This window comes from Mesorhizobium zhangyense, assembly GCF_011045115.1.
In the GTDB taxonomy this organism is placed as follows: Bacteria; Pseudomonadota; Alphaproteobacteria; order Rhizobiales; family Rhizobiaceae; genus Mesorhizobium_M; species Mesorhizobium_M zhangyense.
This window is the reverse complement of the sequence record NZ_JAAKZG010000002.1, coordinates 85,515-105,122: the sequence shown is the minus strand read 5'-3', so window position 1 is coordinate 105,122 and position 19,608 is coordinate 85,515. Positions and strand designations below refer to the sequence as shown.

Here is a 19,608-nt window from a genome sequence, read left to right as displayed (position 1 = left end):
CCTCCCGGCAGGGCTTTCCAAACAGGGTCATGTCAGTCTCCGAAATCGGCCAGTTCGGGCCGAGAATGGTAGTCGATTTTCGTATGACAGTGTCGAATTTCAGGCAGCACCCAAACAAAAACCGCCCGGACATGCGCCCGGACGGTTTGTTGAGGCGAATAACGATCAGGCGTGATCGAAAGGCACTGCGATGAAGGTCTGCGTGTCGCCGCGCTCGACGAGCAGCAGCACCGACTTCTTGCCGGCCTTGCCGGCTTCGGCAACAGCGCGGCTCGCCTCCCTGGCGTTCTTCACCGGCGTCTGGTTGACCGAGACGATCAGGTCGCCCTCGCGGATACCCTGCTCGGCACCAGCCTTGTCCGGGTTGACCCGCGCCACCAGTGCGCCCTGCTCGCCATTCGACAGGTTCAGCGCCTGCCGGGCCTGCGGCGTGATGTCGGTCAGAGCCAGTCCGAGCGACGGCACGGAATTGCGGCCGGACGACTGGTCCGGCGTGCTGTCGGCGGACGCCGTCTTCTGCTCGTCGCCGTTCTGCCCGACGGTGATCGGCACATTGACGCTCGAGCCCTTGCGCCAGACCGTCAGGTCTTCCTTGGTGCCGGGCGAAACATCCGCCACGGCGCGGGAAAGATCCTTCGGATCCTTGATGTCGCGGCCACCCAGCGCGGTGACGATGTCACCCGTCTTCAGGCCGGCGGCCGCAGCAGGCGAATCGTCGCTGACATGCGCGATAAGCGCACCCGTCGGATGATCGAGGCCGATCGCATTGGCGACGTCGGCGGTCACTGGCTGGATCTGCACGCCGATATAGCCGTGCTCGATCGAGCCGCTCTTGATCAGCTTGGCGACGACGGACTGGGCCTGATCGGACGGGATGGCAAAGCCAACGCCGACGCTGCCGCCGTTGGGCGAATAGATGGCCGAGTTGATGCCGACGACCGAGCCATCCATGGCAACCAGCGGTCCGCCGGAATTGCCGTGGTTGATGGCAGCGTCGACCTGGATGAAGTCGTCATAAGGTCCGCTGTGCAGGTCGCGGCCACGGGCCGAGACGATGCCTGCGGTGACGGTCGTGCCGATGCCGAACGGATTGCCAATCGCCAGCACCTGGTCACCCAGCGAAAGCTTGTCGGAATCGCCCCACTTGACGGTCGGCAGCGGCTTGTCGAACTTGACCTTGACCACCGCCAGATCGCTCTTGGCGTCGCGGCCGACGAGGGTGGCCGGCAATTCGGTGCCGTCGTCGAGCACCACCTTGATCTCGGTAGCGCCGTCGACGACGTGGTTGTTGGTCACGATGGTGCCGTCCGAGGCGATGATGAAGCCGGAACCCAGAGCCTCGGCCTCCTGGCCACCGCTGTCGGGCCGGTGCGGCCTCATCTGCTGCTGCGGCATGCCCTGATCGCCGAAGAACTGACGGAAATACTGGTCAAAGGGCGAGTTGCCGCTGAACGGCTGCTGCTGGCCGTCGCCGCTGTCATCCGAAGCGGAAGCGTCGACCTTCATCTTGGTCATGATGGTGACCACGGCCGGCTTGTCGGCATTGACGATGGGTGCGAACGAACCCGACGGCGCCATGATGCCGGTGACCGGCGTCGGCTGGACGGCTTCGGCTGCCCCTGCCCGCAGGACAGGTGAAAGCACGAGGGGGGTGATGATCAATGCGGCGCCAAGCAGAGCGGCGACACGGTGTCTGCGAAGAATATTGGAGGACATTTTCGTGGTCCCTGCGAGAGTTGATCCAAGCGCCGTGGCGTATTCCATGCTGGAATCGTCTATTCGACGTATCGACCATCTGGCATCCCGATCTCGCCGAATTCGGCTGCCGATGCATTCGATACGAAAGACTTAGGGAGCAATCCCGCCACAATTTAGAGCTTTTGCGAACATTACGAAGATTTAATTCTTACGCATATTTTCGAGAACACAATAAGAGATCGCCGTCTCGTAAATACAACGCGACGTGATGTTCATAGTTTGAAGAGTTATTTTGTTAAATTCTTGTAATCTTCAGAATTTTTAAAATACTTCTCTATTTCCTTTGATCATGGCGTCGTGTTCGCGGCCATGCCTGTACGCCGCACAAATCCATCTATGATCTTGTCGGCGAGGCCGGCGTAATCTCCGTCGAAATGATGCCCGCCGGTAGTCTTGATGACCTCGACCGGGCCACCCTCCAACTTCGGGCATGCCGTGTCATCTTCATCTTCACCGTAGAAACACTGGATCAGCTTCGGATCGATCTTGCCGAGTTCCGGCAAGGTCGGGACGGAGTCGGAATCGGCAGTGCCAAGCCAGCCGGCGACCGAGACCTCAAACGAGGCGTCGGGCGAAAAGCCGAGCAATGAAATCTGGCTTACGCGCTGCCTGTCCGCCTCATCCAGCACGTTGAAGGTAGCGGGAAGGACATCGGCGCCGAAAGAATAGCCGATCAGCAGAACGTGCTTGACCTTCCACAGCGCGGTATATTTATCCATCATCTGCTTCAGGTCCGCCGCCACATCCTTGGCCGGGCGCTCGGACCAGAAGTACCGTAGCGAATCCACCCCGATGGTGGGGATGCCTTTTTCCTGAAGTATCCCACCGATGGACTTGTCGAGATCGCGCCAGCCGCCATCGCCGGAATAGACGATTGCCATGGTGTCATGGGTCGGCGTGGCCGGCAGTTCCACCAGCGGAATATCGCTGGTGTCGTCCTGCGACTGGAGCACGGCGGTCACCGAATTCTCAAGCGCTGTCTGGGCCGGCGCGGTCGCATCGTTGATCTTGATGTCGAAACCCTGACCGCGCAAATCCGCGATGTGCGCGCGGCCGTCAGCGTCGGCCTGGGGCGTGAAGGTTACATCGATCGGATTGGGCATCTCGCCCTTCTCCAGATCGTAGACCGTGCCTTGTGGCGTTTCCTTGCGGGCCGCACCGCTGCACAAGGTCTTGGCCAGCGGGATGCTGGCTGTCGGATCGACGGCTATCGTGTGCCCCACCGTGGCCGCAGGCGTCTGCGCCGCAATTGCCATGACAAGGCCACCGCCTTCGCCTGCACCGGCGAGGATGGGTGGGTTGTAGTTCGAGGAGCCGGCAGAGCGCTGCATCTGCTGGCTGAGGTTCTCAATATCCGAAACCAGATAGGCGCAATCGTCCGGCACCTTGGCTATCGATTGGAGATATTGCGGAAGATCGACCCCGACGACGATCGCGCCGTCGCCGGCCAATCGCGCTGAAAAATCTTCGTCGGCTGCGGACCAACCCTGCTTGTCGGAAAACAGGAAGACGGTGCTGCTCGGCGCTCCATCCGGCATCAGGATATGCGGCGACGGGATGAGCCCGCTGTCGAACTGGTCAGCCGGGGCCGACCCTGCGATAGCCACAAGGCAAAGAGAGATCAGAGAAAACCCGACAAGCCGCTTCACGTCAAAACCCTTGGATGTCCGCTGTTCCCCACCTCCGAAACACGTTCCGGAGTACAGCGCGGGCACCTTGATCCCCAAAAATGGCCGGGATTAAGGCAGGCCATTTTTCGAGGGTTGAAGCGGCACCGTCCTTCGTCAGACGCCGATCGGCATATGCTCGGCCGAGCGGGTGACAGCGCGCGGGGCGGTGATTTCCTTCCACTTCGACAGCGCCTGGTTGGCCGCCGGGAAGGCGCGGCGCTTGACGAATTTGCCGCGGCCCGGCTGCGGCTGGTCGTTCTGGCCATGCGACCAGACGATGTCGCCACGCGACAGCGTGTAGCGCGGCAGGCCATGAACCTTGAAGCCTTCGAAGACGTTGTAGTCGATGATCGACTTCTGGTTGGCGGCCGAGATGGTCTTGGACAGTTTCGGGTCCCAGACGACGAGATCGGCATCCGAACCCGGCAGGATCGCACCCTTCTGCGGGTAGATGTTGAGGATCTGGGCGATGTTGGTCGAGGTGACGGCGACGAACTCGTTCATCGTCAGCCGGCCAGTTTCGACGCCGCGCGCCCACAGCACCGACATGCGGTCTTCAAGCCCGCCGGTGCCGTTCGGAATCTTGCGGAAATCGTCGAGGCCCAGCGTCTTCTGCTCGCTGGTGAAGGCGGCGTGGTCGGTCGCGACCACCTGCAGCGAGCCGGCGGCGAGACCCGCCCACAGGCTGTCCTGATTGAGCTTGTCGCGGAAAGGCGGCGACATCACGCGGCGAGCGGCGTGCATCCAGTCGGCATTCTGGTATTCGCTCTCGTCCAGCGTCAGGTGCTGGATCAGCGGCTCACCATAGACGCGCATGCCCTTCTGGCGGGCGCGGCGGATGGCCTCGTGGCTCTGCTCGCAGGAGACGTGGACGACGTAGAGCGGCACGCCGGCGGCATCCGCGATCATGATGGCGCGGTTGGTCGCCTCGCCCTCGACCTCGGGCGGGCGCGAATAGGCATGGGCCTCCGGGCCGGGCATGCCGCTGTCCATGTATTTCTGCTGCAGCGCGGCAACGATGTCGCCGTTTTCGGCATGGACCAGCGGCAGCGCGCCGAGGGCGGCGCAGCGCTGGAAGGAGGCGAACATCTCGTCGTCATTCACCATCAACGCGCCCTTATAGGCCATGAAATGCTTGAAGGTGTTGATGCCGCGGTCCACAACCTTGGCCATGTCGAAGAAATTCTGTTCCGACCAGTTGGTCACGCACATATGGTAGGAATAGTCGGAAGACGCCTGACGTTGGGCCTTGCTCTCCCATTCCTCCAGCGCCTCCAGCATGCCGCCGGGTCCGGGGATGACGAAATCCACCACCATGGTGGTACCGCCGGAAAGGGCTGCGAAGGTGCCGCTTTCCCAGGTTTCGGCAGCTGTCGTGCCCATGAAGGGCATTTCGAGATGGGTGTGCGGGTCGATGCCGCCGGGCAGGATATAGGCGCCTTCGGCGTCGATCACCGTGTCGCCGGAGAGATCCTTGCCGATCGCCGCGATGTGCTCGCCCTCGACCAGAATATCGGCCTCATAGGTCCTGTCGGCCGCAACGATGGTGCCGCCCTTGATCACTTTCGACATTGGAATCTCCTTCATGCTTGCCTGCCGGCAGTCGCTGCGTGTTCCCCTGCGGACTGCTCGATCTTCTTGTTTGATCCACCACACTGGCCGCCCCGGCGAGTCTGCAACAGCGCCGTTGGCCAGAATTGATTGGGCCACCTTAATCGTTTTCGGGCGGCGGCAAAGCACCTTTCCACCAAACGATGCGTTTGGTGGATGGGACAGATGAACGGAGTGCGAATGGGCAGTTGATCGGAGGTCAGGCAGCTTTGAAATGTCGAAACTGCCCCTCACCCTTGCCCATTCCGGGGCGAGCCACGGGTCTCGCCCGTCCTTCGGACCCCCGTGAACAACGGGGAGAGGGAGGCATCGGCGTTGGAGCCTCGTCCTTCTAACCGATCCTCACGAAGAGAAGGAGGCTGGCCGCAACGCTGACGACCCCCTCTCCCCGTTCTTCACGGGGGTCCGAAGGACGGGCGAGACCCGTGGCTCGCCCCGGAATGGGTAAGGGTGAGGGGCCGTTTCCATCAAAACCTGAATGCCCCCTAATACACTTCCTCGTAAGCCGCGCAGATTTCCTCCTGCGTCTTGCCTTTCAGGAAGCCGAGTTCGCCTTCCTTGTGCTTGACATAGACGTCGGCGAAACCCTGCGGGAACCAGCCGGTGACGACCGGATTGGCCTTGAAGCGGCGCAGCGCTTCTTCCAGCGTCTGCGGCAGGCGGACATAGCCGCGCTCGTTGAGGGTCTTGGCATCGAGCAGCGACAGATCCTCCTGCGTCGCTTCCGGCACTTCCAGTTCTTCCTCGATGCCCTGAACGCCGGCATGAACCAACGCTGCAAGCTGCAGATAGGGGCTCGCCGTCGCATCAGCCGCACGGAACTCGAAGTTGAACTGTGCGGCCTTGGCGATGTCGCTCAGATCGGAAACGGGGCAGATGCGCACGGAGGCCTCGCGGTCGCGGAAGCCGAGATTGTTGAAGGCAGCGCTCCAGCGATGCGGCGTCAGCCGCAGATAGGAAACCGCGCTCGGCGCGGTGATGGCAACGATGGAATCGAGATATTTCAGGATACCGGCAACGAAATGGCCCGCCGTCCTGGACAGCTCGTGCTTGCCGGCGGGATCGTAGGTCGCCGGCTTTCCGTCCTCCGACAGGAAGCTCATATGGATGTGGACGCCGTTGCCGATGCCTTTCGGGTCGCGGATCGGCGTGAAGGTGACTTCGTGGCCGAGACGGTCGGCAACCGTCTGCACCATTTCACGGGTGATCAGCGAGTGGTCGGCGACCGTCACGCCGCGCTGCGGCCCCATCGTGACCTCGTATTGGGCAGCACCGAACTCCTTCATGAAGGTGTCGGGCTGCACGCCTGCCTCGCGCATGGCACCGACCAGCAGCTCGGCGAAATCGCGCTCGGCGCGGAAGCCGGCCATCGAAAAGGCATCGCCCATCGGGCTGTGGCTGTTCTTGAACTGGAACTCGTGCTCGAAGGCGCCGAAAAGCGTCAGACCGGTCGCCTTTTTCAGCCGCTCAAGCGCGGCGATCAGGATCGAGCGGGTGCAATATTCCCATGGCCTGCCATCTGTGTGGAGGATGTTGCCGATGGCGAAGTGCTCGACCGGCTCGCCCTCGCCGAATTCGATGCGGACGCGCGCGTCAGCGTCGGGGATGAGCACCAGATCGCCGAGCGAGCCGAAGGGGCTTTCGGCGATCGCGTCGAAGCAGGTGATCTGGACATTGGTCGGCGTCCAGCCGATGCCGCGCGCCAGCCGCTTGTCGAATTGCGAGGCCGGAAACGCCTTGCCCCGCACCTTGCCCGCCAGATCGCTGCAACAGGCGACGACCATTTCTTCACGTTTCATCGAATTCCCCATTCCGTTGTTCCTGACCCGGAGCCGGCGGCACCAGCCGCACGGCATCCCAGGCCTCGATACGTTCGCGCGTCGCCGTCCAGTCCGCCTCGGAAACCTTGACGATCAAGGCCTCGACGAAGGCGACGGCGCTGACCACCGTGTCCCAGGCGGTGCCGACGCCGATCGGCAGGCCGACGACATGCGTGCTGTCGCGGGCGATCGGCGACATCCATTTGTCGGTGATCAGCACGATCGACGGTTTGCGTTTTTCGCGGATGATTTCGGCGAGCCGGGCCAAGTCCGGCTGATAGCGCCGGAAGTCGAACAGAATGACGACATCCTGCTTGCGCATGCGCAAGATGTATTCGGGCCATTGTTCGGAGCTGGCCGGCAGATGGTGAACCCGTTCGCGGATCTGGCGCAGATGCATCGACAGGAAGGCGGCGATGCTGTCGCTGATGCGCCCGCCAAGCAGGAAGATGTTGCGCGACGGGTCGGCGACCAACCCACAGATCGCATCGAACTGCTCCGACGAGACGCTTGCCGACATTTCCTGCATGAGATGCCCGACGCGATTGGCATAGTCGCCCAGGAAATCCCCGGCACGGGCCGGACTTTCGACCGTCTTTAGATCGAGCGGCGAGCGCCGGCTTTCCTTCAGCTCGCCGATCAGTTGGCGCTGGAATTCCTGATAGCCGCCATAGCCGACCTTGCTGACGAAGCGCGTGATCGACGGCGCGCTGACGCCAGTGCGCTCGGCCAGTTCCTGGATCGTCTGCAGCCCGGCGAAGGGATAATCCGCCAGGATGGCATTGGCGAGCTTGCGCTCGCTGGCGGTCAGCGTCGGCGCGGCCTGCATGATCGTGGTGCGGACTGTCATCTGTTTCGAAGGGTCCATAAGCCGCCGAAAGCGTTGTGGAGGATCATTATTCACAGTGAAAAAAATTAGTCAAACAAACAAATATGATTGACTATGACTGAAAAATTTCTTCCATTGCATCGATAGCGGGCTGCCCACGGCCCACAGAAATAGCCTGAGGCGATGTTGCAGAACGCACAGCAAGAAACAACGGTTTTGACCGGAGACGATCCGGGCCCGGTCGAGGCGATAAACCTCACTGGGACGTCGCCATTTCTTCTGACCTGCGAACATGCCGGCCGCGCTGTGCCGCAGCTGCTGGGCGATCTCGGCGTGGACGCTGCCGAGATGGATCGGCATATCGCTTATGACATCGGCGCGGAAAATCTTTCGCGCGGCCTGTCCGCACTGCTCGATGCACCGCTGATCATGCAGCGCTACAGCCGGCTGGTGGTCGACTGCAACCGTCCTTTCGAGGCCAAGGACTGCTTTCCCGAAATCAGCGACGGGACGGTCGTGCCGGTCAACCGATCGCTTTCGGAAGGCGAGCGCCGCCAGCGCTTCGATGAGATTCATCAGCCTTTCCATCAGGTGGTTGGCACGTTTCTGGATCAGCGCAAGGCAGCCGGAAAGCCAGCGATCCTGATCTCGGTTCACAGCTTCACGCCATGCCTGGCCGGCACGGACCGGCCCTGGCTGGTCGGGCTTCTGGCCAATCGCGACCGCCGCTTTGCCGAAGCTTTCATGACGGCCTTCGCGAGCGCAAATCCTGGCATAAGCATCGCCCACAACGAGCCCTATACGGTCGACGATCTGTCCGACTACACCGTCCCGGTTCATGGCGAGGCGCGGGGCATTCCCCACATCCTGCTGGAAATACGAAACGACCAGATCGCCCAGCCTGACGGCCAGGTCAGGTGGGCACGGCTTGTGGCGGACGCACTGACCGGTGCCGTCGCCCTCATGAACGAGAAAGGCAACTAGATGGCCGCCGACTTCCCCACCACCCGCGATCTTCCGCTCGAGCCGAACGCATCGGCAATCCTGTTCATCGACGTGCAGAACTTCTGCGTCCGGCGCAACGGCGGCGAATTCAAGGATGTGCCGGACACGGACATCGAAGGTAAATACGCCTATTATTTCGACCGCATCAAGACGACCGCCGTGCCCAACATGCAAAGGCTGCAGGCGGCCTTTCGCGATGCCGGCATCGAGGTGCTCTACACCACCATCGAGAGCCTGACCAAGGATGGGCGCGACCGCAGCCTCGACTACAAGATCACCGGCTTCAACGTGCCGAAGGGCTCTAATGACGGCAAGGTCATCGACGAAATCGCACCGGGCGACGACGAGATCGTGCTGCCGAAGAGCTCGTCCAGCGTCTTCGTCTCGACCCATATCGACTATCTCCTGCGCAATCTCGGCGTGAAGCAGCTCGTGATGTGCGGGCTGCTTACCGACCAGTGCGTGGAGTCTGCCGTGCGCGACGCCTGCGACCTCGGCTACCTCGTGACGCTGGTTCCCGACGCCTGCGGCACCTACAGCCAGGAACGCCACGACAATTCGCTGCGGACGATCAAGGGCTATTGCCGGCAGATCGATACTGACGCGCTGATCGCCGAAATCTCGGCACTGAAAAAGGCATAGAGAGCGATGCCCCAGGTGGTTCGCGGATTGAGGTTCGAGAGGAAATAAACTTTACTGATAGTGACTTCAGCATACAGGGCCGGAAAGACTGAAAAAAGCGGGAAAACCCGCACTGGCCCTTTGAAATAACCAAGCAAAAACAGGGGAATGCACCTATGAAAACGTCAAGAACCACTCTTTTGAGCACGGCCGCGGCACTGCTGCTGCTCGGCTCGGCGGCACAGGCTGCCGACGACAAGATCATCATCGGCGGCGCGATGTCGCTGACCGGCGTGCAGGCGCCGCTCGACACGCCCGGCGTCAAGGGCGCGGAAGTCGCCGTCAAATATCTCAACGACAATGGCGGCGTGCTCGGCAAGCAGATCGAGTTCATCAACATCGACGGCAAGTCCGACCCGGTGACGGTTGGCAATGTCGCGGTCGAACTGATCGACAAGGGCGCGCAGCTGATCATGGCGCCGTGCGATTTCGACTTCGGCAGCCCGGCCGGCCGTGAAGCCCAGGAAGCCGGTATCGTCGGCATCTCGACCTGCGCTTCCGACCCGCTCTATTCGTCGTGGTCGCTCGGCGACAAGCAGTTCACCCTGTCGATGTGGAACACGACGATGGGCGCGGTAGCTGCCGATTTCGCCGCCAAGGAAAAGGGCTGGAAGACGGCATATGTCGTTACCGACCAGTTCATCGCCTATACCAAGTCGCTGTCGAAATATTTCGTCGAGCAGTTCAAGGCCGATGGCGGCGAAGTGATCCTCGAAGACACCTACACCAACGGCGACAACAACTTTTCGGCCCAGATCGCCCGCCTGCAGGCGCTCGGCAAGAAGCCGGACGTGATCTTCCTGTCCTCCTACGGCCAGGATATCGGCGCGATCATCCGCGCGCTGCGCGAAGTCGGTTACGACGCCCCGGTGCTCGGCGGCGACGCCTATGACGATCCGGCCATGCACGAAGCGCTCGGCGAGAAGTTCGGCAACAATGTCTACTTCGTGACCCACACCTGGATGGGCCCGGAGGCTCACCCCGACATGCCGAAATTCATCGACCTCTACACCAAGATGCATGGCGAAGCGCCCGACACCTCCTTCGTCTCGACCGGCTGGGACACGATCATGCTGATGGCCGACGCAATCAAGGCTGCCGGCAGCACGGACGGTGCAGCGGTTGCCAAGGCGCTCGAGGACGGCCAGTTCAAGCTGCTGACCGGCGATCTGGATTACGGCACCGCCGAGGAAGGCCATGTGCCGAACAAGGCTGCGGTCGTTCTGGAACTGAAGGGCGGCAAGCCGACCTTCGTCGGCTGGCGCAAGCCCGAGAGCATTCCCGCTCCCTGACATCTCAGGCGCCGGGGCCTTGTGCCCCGGTCCCTCCCAATGGGGCAGTCCATGTCTGAAAAATCGCTCAACGCGGCTGGCGTATCGGTCGAGTTTTCCGGCCTTCGCGCACTCGACAACGTCTCGCTGACGCTGTCGCCGGCCGAGATCGTCGGCCTGATCGGACCGAACGGGTCCGGCAAGACCACGCTGATCAACGCCATCACCGGACAGGTGCCCCTCGCCGGCGGCCGCGTGACGATAGGCGGCGACCAGATTTCGGGACTGTCGCCGCGCAGAATAGCGCTGAAAGGCATCAACCGGTCATTCCAGATCGTGCGCCTGTTCAACAACATGACCGTTGTCGAGAATGTCGAAAGCTCGGCGCTCGCCCACGGCGTCAGCCTGCGACAGGCGCGCGAAAAGGCCAATACGCTGCTTGCCGAGTTCTCGCTTTCGGAAAAGGCCGAGGATCTTGCCGGCAATCTGAGTTATGGCGACAAGCGCCGCGTCGAGATCGCCCGCGCGCTGGCCGCCGACCCGGCCTTCCTGTTGCTGGACGAGCCGGCCGCCGGCATGAACGAGGCCGAATCCGAAACGCTCCTGCACATCCTGTCCGAACTGCCGCGCACACGCGGGCTCGGCCTGCTTATCATCGACCACGACATGGGCTTGATCATGCGGCTCTGCAACCGGCTGCATGTGCTGGCTTCCGGCCGCACCATTGCCGAAGGCAAGGCGGATGAAGTCCGCAAGAACCCGGCGGTGATCGAGGCCTATCTCGGCTCGGAGGCCGCCAATGCTTGAGGTCAACGATCTCGAAGTGCGCTACGGCGCGATCCGCGCCGTGCGCGGCGTCTCGCTGAAAGCCGACACGGGCGAACTCGTCGCCATTCTCGGCGCCAACGGTGCCGGCAAGTCATCCACGCTGATGTGCATCGCCGGCGCGCTGAAGGCAGCTGGCGGTTCCATCCGCCTCGACGGGCAGGACGTGACATCGGCCAATCCCGAAAAGATGGTGCGGGCGGGCGTCGCCACCGTGCCCGAAACGCGTGACGTGTTTCCCGACCTGACGGTCACCGAAAACCTGACGCTCGGCAGCTATACCCGCCGCAGTGATCGCGCCGGTGTCACCGAGGACCGCGAGCGCATGCTGGCGCTGTTCCCGCGTCTCGCCGAGCGCGCCGCGCAGCCGGCCGGCACGCTTTCCGGCGGCGAACAGCAGATGCTGGTAATCGCCCGCGCAATGATGTCGCGGCCCAAGGTGCTGCTGCTCGACGAACCGTCGCTCGGGCTTGCGCCGGTGATAGTTGACCAGATTTTCGAGATGATCCGCACGCTGAAGCAATCCGGCCTGACCATCGTGCTGGTCGAGCAGAATGCCCGCAAGGCGCTGTCGGTCGCCGACCGCGCCTATGTGATGCGGCTCGGCAAGATCGCCGCATCGGGAACCGCCGCGGAAATCGGCGCGGCGACCGATCTCAGCGCACTTTACCTCGGAGGCTGAGGACATGACCTTCACCGTCCAATTCCTCATCGACGTGCTCAGCCTTGGCGGCGCCTATGCGCTGATGGCGCTTGGCCTCGTCATCGTCTACGGCATCCTCAAGCTGGTGAATTTCGCCTATGGCGAACTCATCATGGTCGCCGGCTATGCGATGTTCCTGATGGGCGGCTCCGGCCTGCCCTGGCTGGTCATGGCGGGGGTTGCCGTCATCATGGCGGTCATCGCCGGCATTGCCACGGATTACGTCGCCTTCCGCCCGGTTCGGGCAAAATCGGTGACGGCGGTGCTGATCACCTCCTTCGCCTTCTCGACACTGCTGCAGAATGCGGCGCTGCTGTTCATTTCGCCGCGCCCGCGCCCGGTGCCTCTGCCCGACATCTTCTCGCAGACGGTGACGATCTTCGGCGCGATAACGCCGGTGCGAAACCTCATCACCATCGTTGCGGCAATCGTTCTGCTGGCGCTGTTTGCCTGGCTGATGCGCCGCACCGTGCTGGGCATTGCCATGCGCGCGGCGGCGACCAACTTCACCATGGCGCGGATGCTCGGCGTGCCGGCGAACCTGATCATAACCTCGGCCTTCGCCATCAGCGGCTTCCTGGCCGGCGTGGTCGGGCTGTTGTGGATCGGCCGCATCGGCACCGTGGTTCCGGGCATCGGGCTGGAGCCGCTGCTGGTCGCCTTCATAGCCACCGTCATCGGCGGCATGCGCTCGATGACGGGCGCGGTGATCGGCGGCTTCCTGCTTGCCCTCATCGACACGACGCTGAATTACACGCTGTCGCAGGAGCTGCTGAAGTTCCGCGACGCCTTCACCTTCAGCCTCGTCATCCTGATCCTGTTGTGGCGGCCGGATGGCCTCATCAAGGGCCCGGCCTCGGGCCAGCGGACGTGAGGACATCATGAAGCGTCATCTTCTCACCGTAGCGATCCTCGGCGGCCTCATCGTCCTTTTGGTGCTGGTCAATCAATGGCTGGGCATCCGGCTCTACGACCGCATCGCCACCAATCTGTGCATCTCGCTGGTGCTGGTGCTGGGCCTGCAGGTGTTCATGGGCAATTCCGGCATTCTGTCCTTTGCCCATATGGGTTTCATGGGCGTCGGCGCCTACACCTCCGCCGTGCTGACCATACCGGCGCAGATGAAGGGCATGGCCCTGCCCGACCTCTATCCCTTCCTCCAGGCCGTGCAGGTATCGCCCTATCTGGCGATCGCCGCAGGCGGCATCGTCGCAGCCCTTGTTGCCGCCGCCTTGTCCTATCCGCTGATGCGCTTGTCGGATGCCGCAGCCGTCATCACCTCGTTTGCGCTGCTGGTGGTGCTTTACACGGTGATGACGCATTGGAGCCAGGTCACCAACGGGCCGCGCACGCTGTTTGGCCTGCCCAAGGCGACAGACCTGCCGCTGGCAGCCGGCGTCGCAATACTCGCCTTGATCGCAGCACTCGTCTTCAAGGAGTCACGCACCGGCCGTCTGTTGCGGGCAAGCCGCGACGACGAGACGGCGGCCGCAGCCCTTGGCGCGCATATTCCAAGCCTGCGCTGGCGCGCCTTCATACTGGCAGCACTGTTTGCCGGCGTCGGTGGTGCGCTGTGGGGGCACTTCATCACCTCGTTTTCGCCCAAGGCCTTCTATCTGAAGGAGACGTTCCTGATCCTCAGCATGCTGGTGATCGGCGGGGCGAATACGGTAACCGGCGCGATCGTCGGCACCTTCATCGTCACCATCGCCTATGAAAGCCTGCGCGGCTTCGAGGGCGTGCTGAACGAGGCCAAGATCATGTCGAACCCGGTCATCGGCCTGACCGAAATCGTGCTGGCGCTGGCGATGATCGCGGTGCTGGCGCTGCGGCCCGGCGGCCTGTTCCCGACCCGCGAAATCGGCGCGCTGTTCGGACGCAAGAAGACCAGACAGGAGAATGCAGGATGAGCTGGAAAACCGCCTACCGTTCCTTCTACTACGCTAATGCCGAGGAGCCGGCGGATATCAAGCTCGATCCGCAGACGACGGCGCTTCTCGTCATCGATATCCAGAACACCTATCTCGAGGACAAGGACACGCCGGAGGAAACCGCGCGCTGGCAGCCCTTCTACAGCCGCATGCGTGAGACGGTCATTCCCAACACCGCAAAGCTGATCGCCGAATGCCGCGCGCGCGGCGTCGAGGTCATCTATGCCCGCATCGCCTGTCTGAAGAATGACGGCCGCGACCGCTCGCTCAGCCAGAAGAAGCCCGGCTTCAACTATCTGCTTCTGCCAAAGGATCGCGAAGACGGCCAGATCGTGCCAGAACTCGCGCCCCTGGCAGATGACATCACCATCATCAAGACCACCGACAGCGCCCTGACCGGCACCAATCTGCGGCTTATCCTGCACAATATGGGCATCAAGGACGTCATTTGCGCCGGCATCTTCACCGACCAGTGCGTATCCTCGACCGTGCGCAGCCTTGCCGACGAAAGCTTCGGCGTGGTCGTCGTCGATGATTGTTCGGCAGCGGCGACGATGGAGTTGCACCGGCACGAGCTGGAGATCATCAACATGATCTATTGTCATGTCGTGCAGTTGGACGAGGTGGTGGGGTTTCTGGGTTAGTGGTTATTCGGCCGGGTTGTTGCTCTACGGCGCCCCCCTCTGGCCTGCCGGCCATCTCCCCCACGGGTGGGGAGATTAGCCTTCATCCCGCCCTTCGCCAATCGCCGACATCGCAAGATGGGCGAAGCGAAAGCCACTGCTAATCTCCCCACCTGTGGGGGAGATGGCCGGCAGGCCAGAGGGGGGCGCGAAGGATCGCAAACCGTCCAGATCGCAGCCACAGGACAGAAGGTGAGACATGACCACGCCAAGCCTTTACCAGCGCGACGCCGCCGCGATCTCAAAAATGTCCTTCCTGCGCTTCTTCCCGCAGGCGGTGGTTGGCGGTGATGGCGCCTACCTCATCGGCGACGACGGGCGACGCCTCCTCGACCTCTCCGCATCCTGGGGTGCTGCCGGTCTTGGCCATTCGCATCCGTCTATTCGCAAGGCCGTCAACAAGGCGCTGGAAAGCCAGGCCGGAGCCAGCCTGTTATCGACGGCTAACCTGCCCTCGGTCGAACTCGCCGAGAAACTCCTGTCGATCGTGCCGAAGCGCGCCGCCGGCCGTGTCTGGCTCGGCCATTCCGGCTCGGACGCCAACGAAACCGTCGCACGCGCGGTGATCGCCGCGACCGGCAGGCCGCGCATCCTCGCCTTCAACGGCGCTTATCACGGTGGCACCTCAGGCTCGATGGCGATCTCGGGGCATCCGGCACAGCAGGGCGTCGCCAAGGCAGCGGGCCTGACGCTGATCCCCTACCCCAACGCCTATCGCGACGGCGGCGCGGAACAGGCAGAAGCAGCAGCAATCGACCATCTCGAAAAGCTGTTTGCCGGGCCGGTTCCGCCGAATGAGGTCGCAGCGCTGTTCATCGAGCCGATCCAGTCGGATGGCGGCATGGTGGTGCCGCCGCAGAACTATTTTAGGAAAGTCGAGGCGCTCTGCCGCCAGCACGGCATCCTGCTCGTCTGCGACGAGGTCAAGGTCGGGCTTGGGCGCAGCGGGCGCCTGCACTGTTTCGAGCATTTCGGCATCGAGCCGGACATTATCGTCTTCGGCAAGGGTCTCGGCGGCGGCCTGCCGATCTCGGCAGCGGTCGGCCCCACCGAGATCATGAACCACAGCGCTGCCTTCTCCTTCCAGACCGTGCACGGCAATCCCGTCTGCGCGGCAGCCGCACTCGCCGTGCTTGAAACCATCGAGCGCAACGATCTCGCAGCCAATGCCGCCGAGGTCGGACAGCACCTGACGGACGGACTGGAACGCCTGAAGCAGAAGCATAGAATGATCGGCGACATACGCGGGCGCGGGCTTGCCATCGGCGTCGAACTGGTCACCGACCGCATGAGCAAGACGCCGGCCAGGCACGAAACGGCGCTGACTGTCTACCGCGCCTTCGAACTTGGCCTGGTCCTCTACTATGTCGGCGTCAGCTCGAACATTCTGGAGTTCACGCCGCCGCTGACGCTGACCAAGGCGGAAGCCGACAGCGGCGTCGACATGCTCGACCGGGCGCTTTCCGACGTTGCCGAGGGCCGCGTCGACCCCGACGTTCTTGCGGCTTTCGAGGGCTGGTAAGGGCCTTTTACACGGTCGGCAAAAGCCCCTGCGGATCGATATCCGGCTTCCGTCCGGCAACGATATCGGACAGGAATTTCCCGGACCCGCAGGCCAGCGTCCAGCCGAGATGGCCGTGGCCGGTGTCGAAATAGAGATTGCCGTAGCGGGTCTTGCCGATGACCGGCACCGAGTTCGGCATCATCGGGCGCAGGCCGGCCCAGCATTCGGCCTTGCTCTCATCGATCGCGCCGGGAAACAGCTCGCGCGCGGTGCGGAACATGCGCTCGAAATCGGCCGGCTTGTGGCTGCGGTCGAAACCGGCGAACTCGGCTGTCGAAGCAAGCCGGATGCGGTTGCCGAGCCGGGTAAAGACGACATAGCGCTCCTCGTCGACGCTGCCCATGGTCGGCCCGTTGTCCGGGTTTTTCAGTTCCATGGTCGCCGTATAGCCCTTCACCGGGTAGATCGGCAGGTCGAGCCCGAGCGTGCGGGCAAAGACCCCACTTTCCGGACCCATGGAGAGAACCGCCGCGTCGCAAGGGATCGAACCCTTGGCGGTCTTCACGGCGCTGACCCGATCGCCGGAGAATTCCAGACCCTCGACGCTCGTGTCATAGAGGAATTTCGCGCCGTGCCGCTCGCTGGCGTAGTCGGCAAGCCGCGTCGTGAACAGGCGCGAATCGCCGGTCTGGTCCATCGGCGAATAGATGCCGCCGGCGATCCTGTCGCCGGAATCGGCCAAACCCGGCTCGATCTCGAACAGGCGCTTGCGGTCCACGGCTTCGATTTCGAGCCCTCGCTCGGCGATGTAGCTGAAGTGCTCCACACCCGCGTCGAGGCTCTGCTGCGAACGGTAGAAATAGACGATGCCCTTGCGGCGCTCGTCGAAATCGATGCCGGTTTCCGAGGTGATTTCGTTGATGCAATCGCGCGAATAAAGCGCCAGCCTGAGCTTCACATCGGTGTTGGCGTTCGCCCGCGCCTGCGTGCATTGCTGGAGGAACCGCCAGGTCCAGGACAGAAAGGCCGGATCGAGGCTCGGGCGAATTTTTATGCCCAGCTCCGGCTTATAGAGCGATTTCAGGAACGTTTTGAGCGCTCCGGGCGAGGCCCAGGCGTAGGCATCTCCCGGTGATACGAAGCCGGCATTGCTGTAGCTGGTGCCGTTGGCCGGAGCCGGATGACGCTCGACGACGGTGACTTCATGGCCATCGCGGGCGAGATAATAGGCTGCCGCCGTGCCGACGACGCCCGCGCCAAGAACCACGATCTTCATGCCATTCCTCATTGCCCAAGACGGCCGCCGAATAGCAGTTATCGGAAATTTGGGCAAAAACCACGACGCACGTGATCCAGATCACGGTCTGTACCCAGATAAGAGGGCATATTGCACCAAAGACGGCGTGGCATTTTGCCCGCATCCATGGAATGGACTGAAAAGCGGGCTGTGATTATGATCCCCATCAAAAATCGGGATACAGAAATGAACTACCAGCGATTTTTCGAGGAAGCGATCGACCAGATCCACGCCGAACGACGCTATCGCGTCTTCGCCGATCTGGAGCGCATCGCCGGCTCGTTCCCCAAGGCCATCTGGCGGTCGAACGGTGAAGCCCAGGAAATCACCGTCTGGTGCTCCAACGACTATCTCGGCATGGGCCAGCACCCCGACGTCATCGGCGCCTTCCAGAACACCGCCGGCAAGATGGGCTCGGGTGCGGGCGGGACGCGCAACATTTCCGGCACCAACCATCCGCTGGTCGAGCTTGAGCTTGAGCTCGCCGATCTGCACGGCAAGGAAGCGGCCCTCGTCTTCACCTCGGGCTTCGTCTCCAACGAGGCTTCGATCTCGACGATTGCGCGGCTGCTACCCAACTGCCTGATCCTGTCGGACGAACTCAACCACGCCTCGATGATCGAAGGCGTTCGTCGCTCGGGCGCGGAGAAGAAGATCTTCCGCCACAACGACGTCGCGCATCTGGAAAGCCTGCTGCAGGCAGCCGGCCGCGAGCGCGCCAAGCTGATCGTTTTCGAATCCGTTTATTCGATGGATGGCGATATCGCACCGATCAAGGAGATCGCCGACCTCGCCGAGAAATACAACGCGATGACCTATATCGACGAGGTCCACGCCGTTGGCATGTATGGCCCGCGCGGTGGCGGCATCACCGAGCGCGAAGGGCTAGCCGATCGCATCGATATCATCGAAGGCACGCTCGCCAAGGCATTCGGTACGCTCGGCGGCTATATAACGGGCACGAAATCGGTGATCGACGCCGTGCGCTCGTTTGCTCCGGGCTTCATCTTCACGACCGCGCTGCCGCCGGCGATCGCCGCTGCCGCCACCACCTCGATCCGCCATCTCAAGACCTCGCAGGCCGAGCGCGACGCCCAGCAGCGTCAGGCCGCGCGCGCCAAGGAAGTCTTCGCCTCGGTTGGCCTACCGGTGATGCCGTCGGAAACGCACATCGTGCCGGTTCTGGTCGGCGACCCCGAGCTCTGCAAGATGGCCACCGACCGCCTGCTCGGCGTCCATGGCATCTACATCCAGCCAATCAACTATCCGACTGTGCCGCGCGGCACCGAGCGCCTTCGTATCACCCCGACGCCGTTCCATACGGACGCGCTGATCGACGTGCTCAAGGACGCGCTGGTCGAGACCTGGGATGCGCTCGGCATTCCCTACAACACCGAAGGCAAGCCGGCGGTGGCCAAGTCCGACCGGATCATTCCGCTGCTAGTGCCGAAGTCCGGCGGCTGACCGCCATTAATGCCGGGTTGATTGCCCGGCAGCCTATTTGATTTCGATCGACACCACGCCCTTGACGCTTCTGGCGCCGCGGGCGTCATTTGGCACGACCAGCCGGAAACCTTCATCCTGCAACGATTTGCCGTCGCGCTCGGTGGCGAGCAGGATGGCGCGGTTGCCGAAGTCCGGCGCGATCTCGCCGACCGAGAAGGCTATTCTGTAGCCATCGCTGGCGGTCACCAGAAATGTGTGCGCCAGGTCTTCGTGATGATCGCCGGCGAGTTTGGCCAGGCCCTTCTCCTGAAGCACTGGCCACAGCAGAACGCCCTTGTATCGTCCCGTCTCCATGCCCTTCTTGGTCATGAAGGAGACTTCCATTTCCGTCACTGGAAACTTGGCGAGATCGGCCGCAGTCAGCGTGCCGGCCTCTACGCCGACGCCGGAAAGCGCTATGCCGGTCATGTCTTTGGCCGTCGCCGCAAGAGGAACGGCCAGCAGCGCGAATACCGCCAGAAGGATGCGGACAGTTCTCATCGGCTCGTCTCCGTAATACTCAGCGAGATATTAC

17 protein-coding genes are annotated in these 19,608 nt (G+C 62.6%); 10 read left to right on the top strand and 7 right to left on the bottom strand.

What is annotated here, in order from left to right:
• Nucleotides 1-165: 165 nt before the first annotated feature.
• The 5 genes from G6N74_RS04110 to G6N74_RS04090 all read right to left on the bottom strand — a co-directional run bounded on the left by G6N74_RS04110 (nt 166) and on the right by G6N74_RS04090 (nt 7,709).
• Nucleotides 166-1,716, bottom strand: a complete 1,551-nt coding sequence (locus tag G6N74_RS04110; protein ID WP_165114711.1) for a DegQ family serine endoprotease — start codon at nt 1,714-1,716, stop codon at nt 166-168.
• Between the two features lie 329 nt (nt 1,717-2,045).
• A complete protein-coding gene (locus G6N74_RS04105) occupies nt 2,046-3,407 on the bottom strand; it encodes a virulence factor family protein (RefSeq protein ID WP_312857830.1) in 1,362 nt (453 codons plus the stop codon).
• Between the two features lie 135 nt (nt 3,408-3,542).
• A complete protein-coding gene (gene hydA, locus G6N74_RS04100) occupies nt 3,543-5,015 on the bottom strand; it encodes a dihydropyrimidinase (RefSeq protein ID WP_376767680.1) in 1,473 nt (490 codons plus the stop codon).
• A 509-nt stretch (nt 5,016-5,524) separates the two neighbouring features.
• The gene (locus G6N74_RS04095) at nt 5,525-6,838 is read right to left on the bottom strand and encodes a glutamine synthetase family protein (RefSeq protein WP_165114707.1); all 1,314 of its coding nucleotides are present in this window, start codon (nt 6,836-6,838) and stop codon (nt 5,525-5,527) included.
• Complete coding sequence (locus tag G6N74_RS04090) at nt 6,828-7,709, bottom strand: MurR/RpiR family transcriptional regulator (RefSeq protein ID WP_165114705.1); 882 nt, start codon at nt 7,707-7,709, stop codon at nt 6,828-6,830. The genes G6N74_RS04095 and G6N74_RS04090 overlap by 11 nt, the downstream gene beginning before the upstream one ends.
• A 195-nt stretch (nt 7,710-7,904) precedes the next feature.
• On the opposite strand from G6N74_RS04090, the gene G6N74_RS04085 reads away from it, so the two are divergent.
• The 9 genes from G6N74_RS04085 (at nt 7,905) to G6N74_RS04045 (ending at nt 16,309) form a co-directional block, all read left to right on the top strand.
• Nucleotides 7,905-8,672 carry an N-formylglutamate amidohydrolase gene (locus tag G6N74_RS04085; protein WP_246245638.1) on the top strand — a complete coding sequence of 256 codons (768 nt, stop codon included), beginning with the start codon at nt 7,905-7,907 and terminating at the stop codon, nt 8,670-8,672.
• Nucleotides 8,673-9,335 (top strand): cysteine hydrolase family protein, encoded by a 663-nt coding sequence (locus G6N74_RS04080; protein ID WP_165114701.1) that lies wholly within the window; start codon nt 8,673-8,675, stop codon nt 9,333-9,335. It abuts the gene before it with no gap.
• Nucleotides 9,336-9,490: 155 nt separating this feature from the next.
• Nucleotides 9,491-10,666 carry an ABC transporter substrate-binding protein gene (locus tag G6N74_RS04075; RefSeq protein ID WP_165114699.1) on the top strand — a complete coding sequence of 392 codons (1,176 nt, stop codon included), beginning with the start codon at nt 9,491-9,493 and terminating at the stop codon, nt 10,664-10,666.
• Nucleotides 10,667-10,717: 51 nt separating this feature from the next.
• Nucleotides 10,718-11,452: an ABC transporter ATP-binding protein gene (locus tag G6N74_RS04070; protein WP_165114697.1), complete on the top strand. Its 735-nt coding sequence runs from the start codon at nt 10,718-10,720 to the stop codon at nt 11,450-11,452.
• On the top strand, nt 11,445-12,152 hold the full coding sequence (locus G6N74_RS04065; RefSeq protein WP_165114695.1) for an ABC transporter ATP-binding protein: 708 nt from the start codon (nt 11,445-11,447) through the stop codon (nt 12,150-12,152). Before G6N74_RS04070 ends, G6N74_RS04065 begins: the two co-directional genes overlap by 8 nt.
• Before the next feature lie 4 nt (nt 12,153-12,156).
• Nucleotides 12,157-13,047 (top strand): branched-chain amino acid ABC transporter permease, encoded by an 891-nt coding sequence (locus G6N74_RS04060; RefSeq protein WP_165114693.1) that lies wholly within the window; start codon nt 12,157-12,159, stop codon nt 13,045-13,047.
• Nucleotides 13,048-13,054: 7 nt separating this feature from the next.
• The gene (locus G6N74_RS04055; protein ID WP_165114691.1) at nt 13,055-14,083 is read left to right on the top strand and encodes a branched-chain amino acid ABC transporter permease; all 1,029 of its coding nucleotides are present in this window, start codon (nt 13,055-13,057) and stop codon (nt 14,081-14,083) included.
• Nucleotides 14,080-14,748 (top strand): cysteine hydrolase family protein, encoded by a 669-nt coding sequence (locus G6N74_RS04050; RefSeq protein WP_165114689.1) that lies wholly within the window; start codon nt 14,080-14,082, stop codon nt 14,746-14,748. Before G6N74_RS04055 ends, G6N74_RS04050 begins: the two co-directional genes overlap by 4 nt.
• Nucleotides 14,749-14,986: 238 nt before the next feature.
• The gene (locus G6N74_RS04045) at nt 14,987-16,309 is read left to right on the top strand and encodes an aspartate aminotransferase family protein (RefSeq protein ID WP_165114687.1); all 1,323 of its coding nucleotides are present in this window, start codon (nt 14,987-14,989) and stop codon (nt 16,307-16,309) included.
• A gap of 7 nt (nt 16,310-16,316) precedes the next feature.
• Here the strand turns inward: G6N74_RS04045 and G6N74_RS04040 are convergent, their stop codons facing one another.
• Nucleotides 16,317-17,567 (bottom strand): D-amino acid dehydrogenase, encoded by a 1,251-nt coding sequence (locus G6N74_RS04040; RefSeq protein WP_165114685.1) that lies wholly within the window; start codon nt 17,565-17,567, stop codon nt 16,317-16,319.
• Nucleotides 17,568-17,774: 207 nt separating this feature from the next.
• Between G6N74_RS04040 and hemA the strand changes: the two genes are divergently transcribed.
• Nucleotides 17,775-19,052 carry a 5-aminolevulinate synthase gene (gene hemA / locus G6N74_RS04035; RefSeq protein ID WP_091914565.1) on the top strand — a complete coding sequence of 426 codons (1,278 nt, stop codon included), beginning with the start codon at nt 17,775-17,777 and terminating at the stop codon, nt 19,050-19,052.
• A 33-nt stretch (nt 19,053-19,085) separates the two neighbouring features.
• Here hemA and G6N74_RS04030 read toward each other — a convergent pair whose 3' ends face one another.
• On the bottom strand, nt 19,086-19,574 hold the full coding sequence (locus tag G6N74_RS04030; RefSeq protein ID WP_165114683.1) for a molybdopterin-dependent oxidoreductase: 489 nt from the start codon (nt 19,572-19,574) through the stop codon (nt 19,086-19,088).
• Nucleotides 19,575-19,608: the final 34 nt, after the last annotated feature.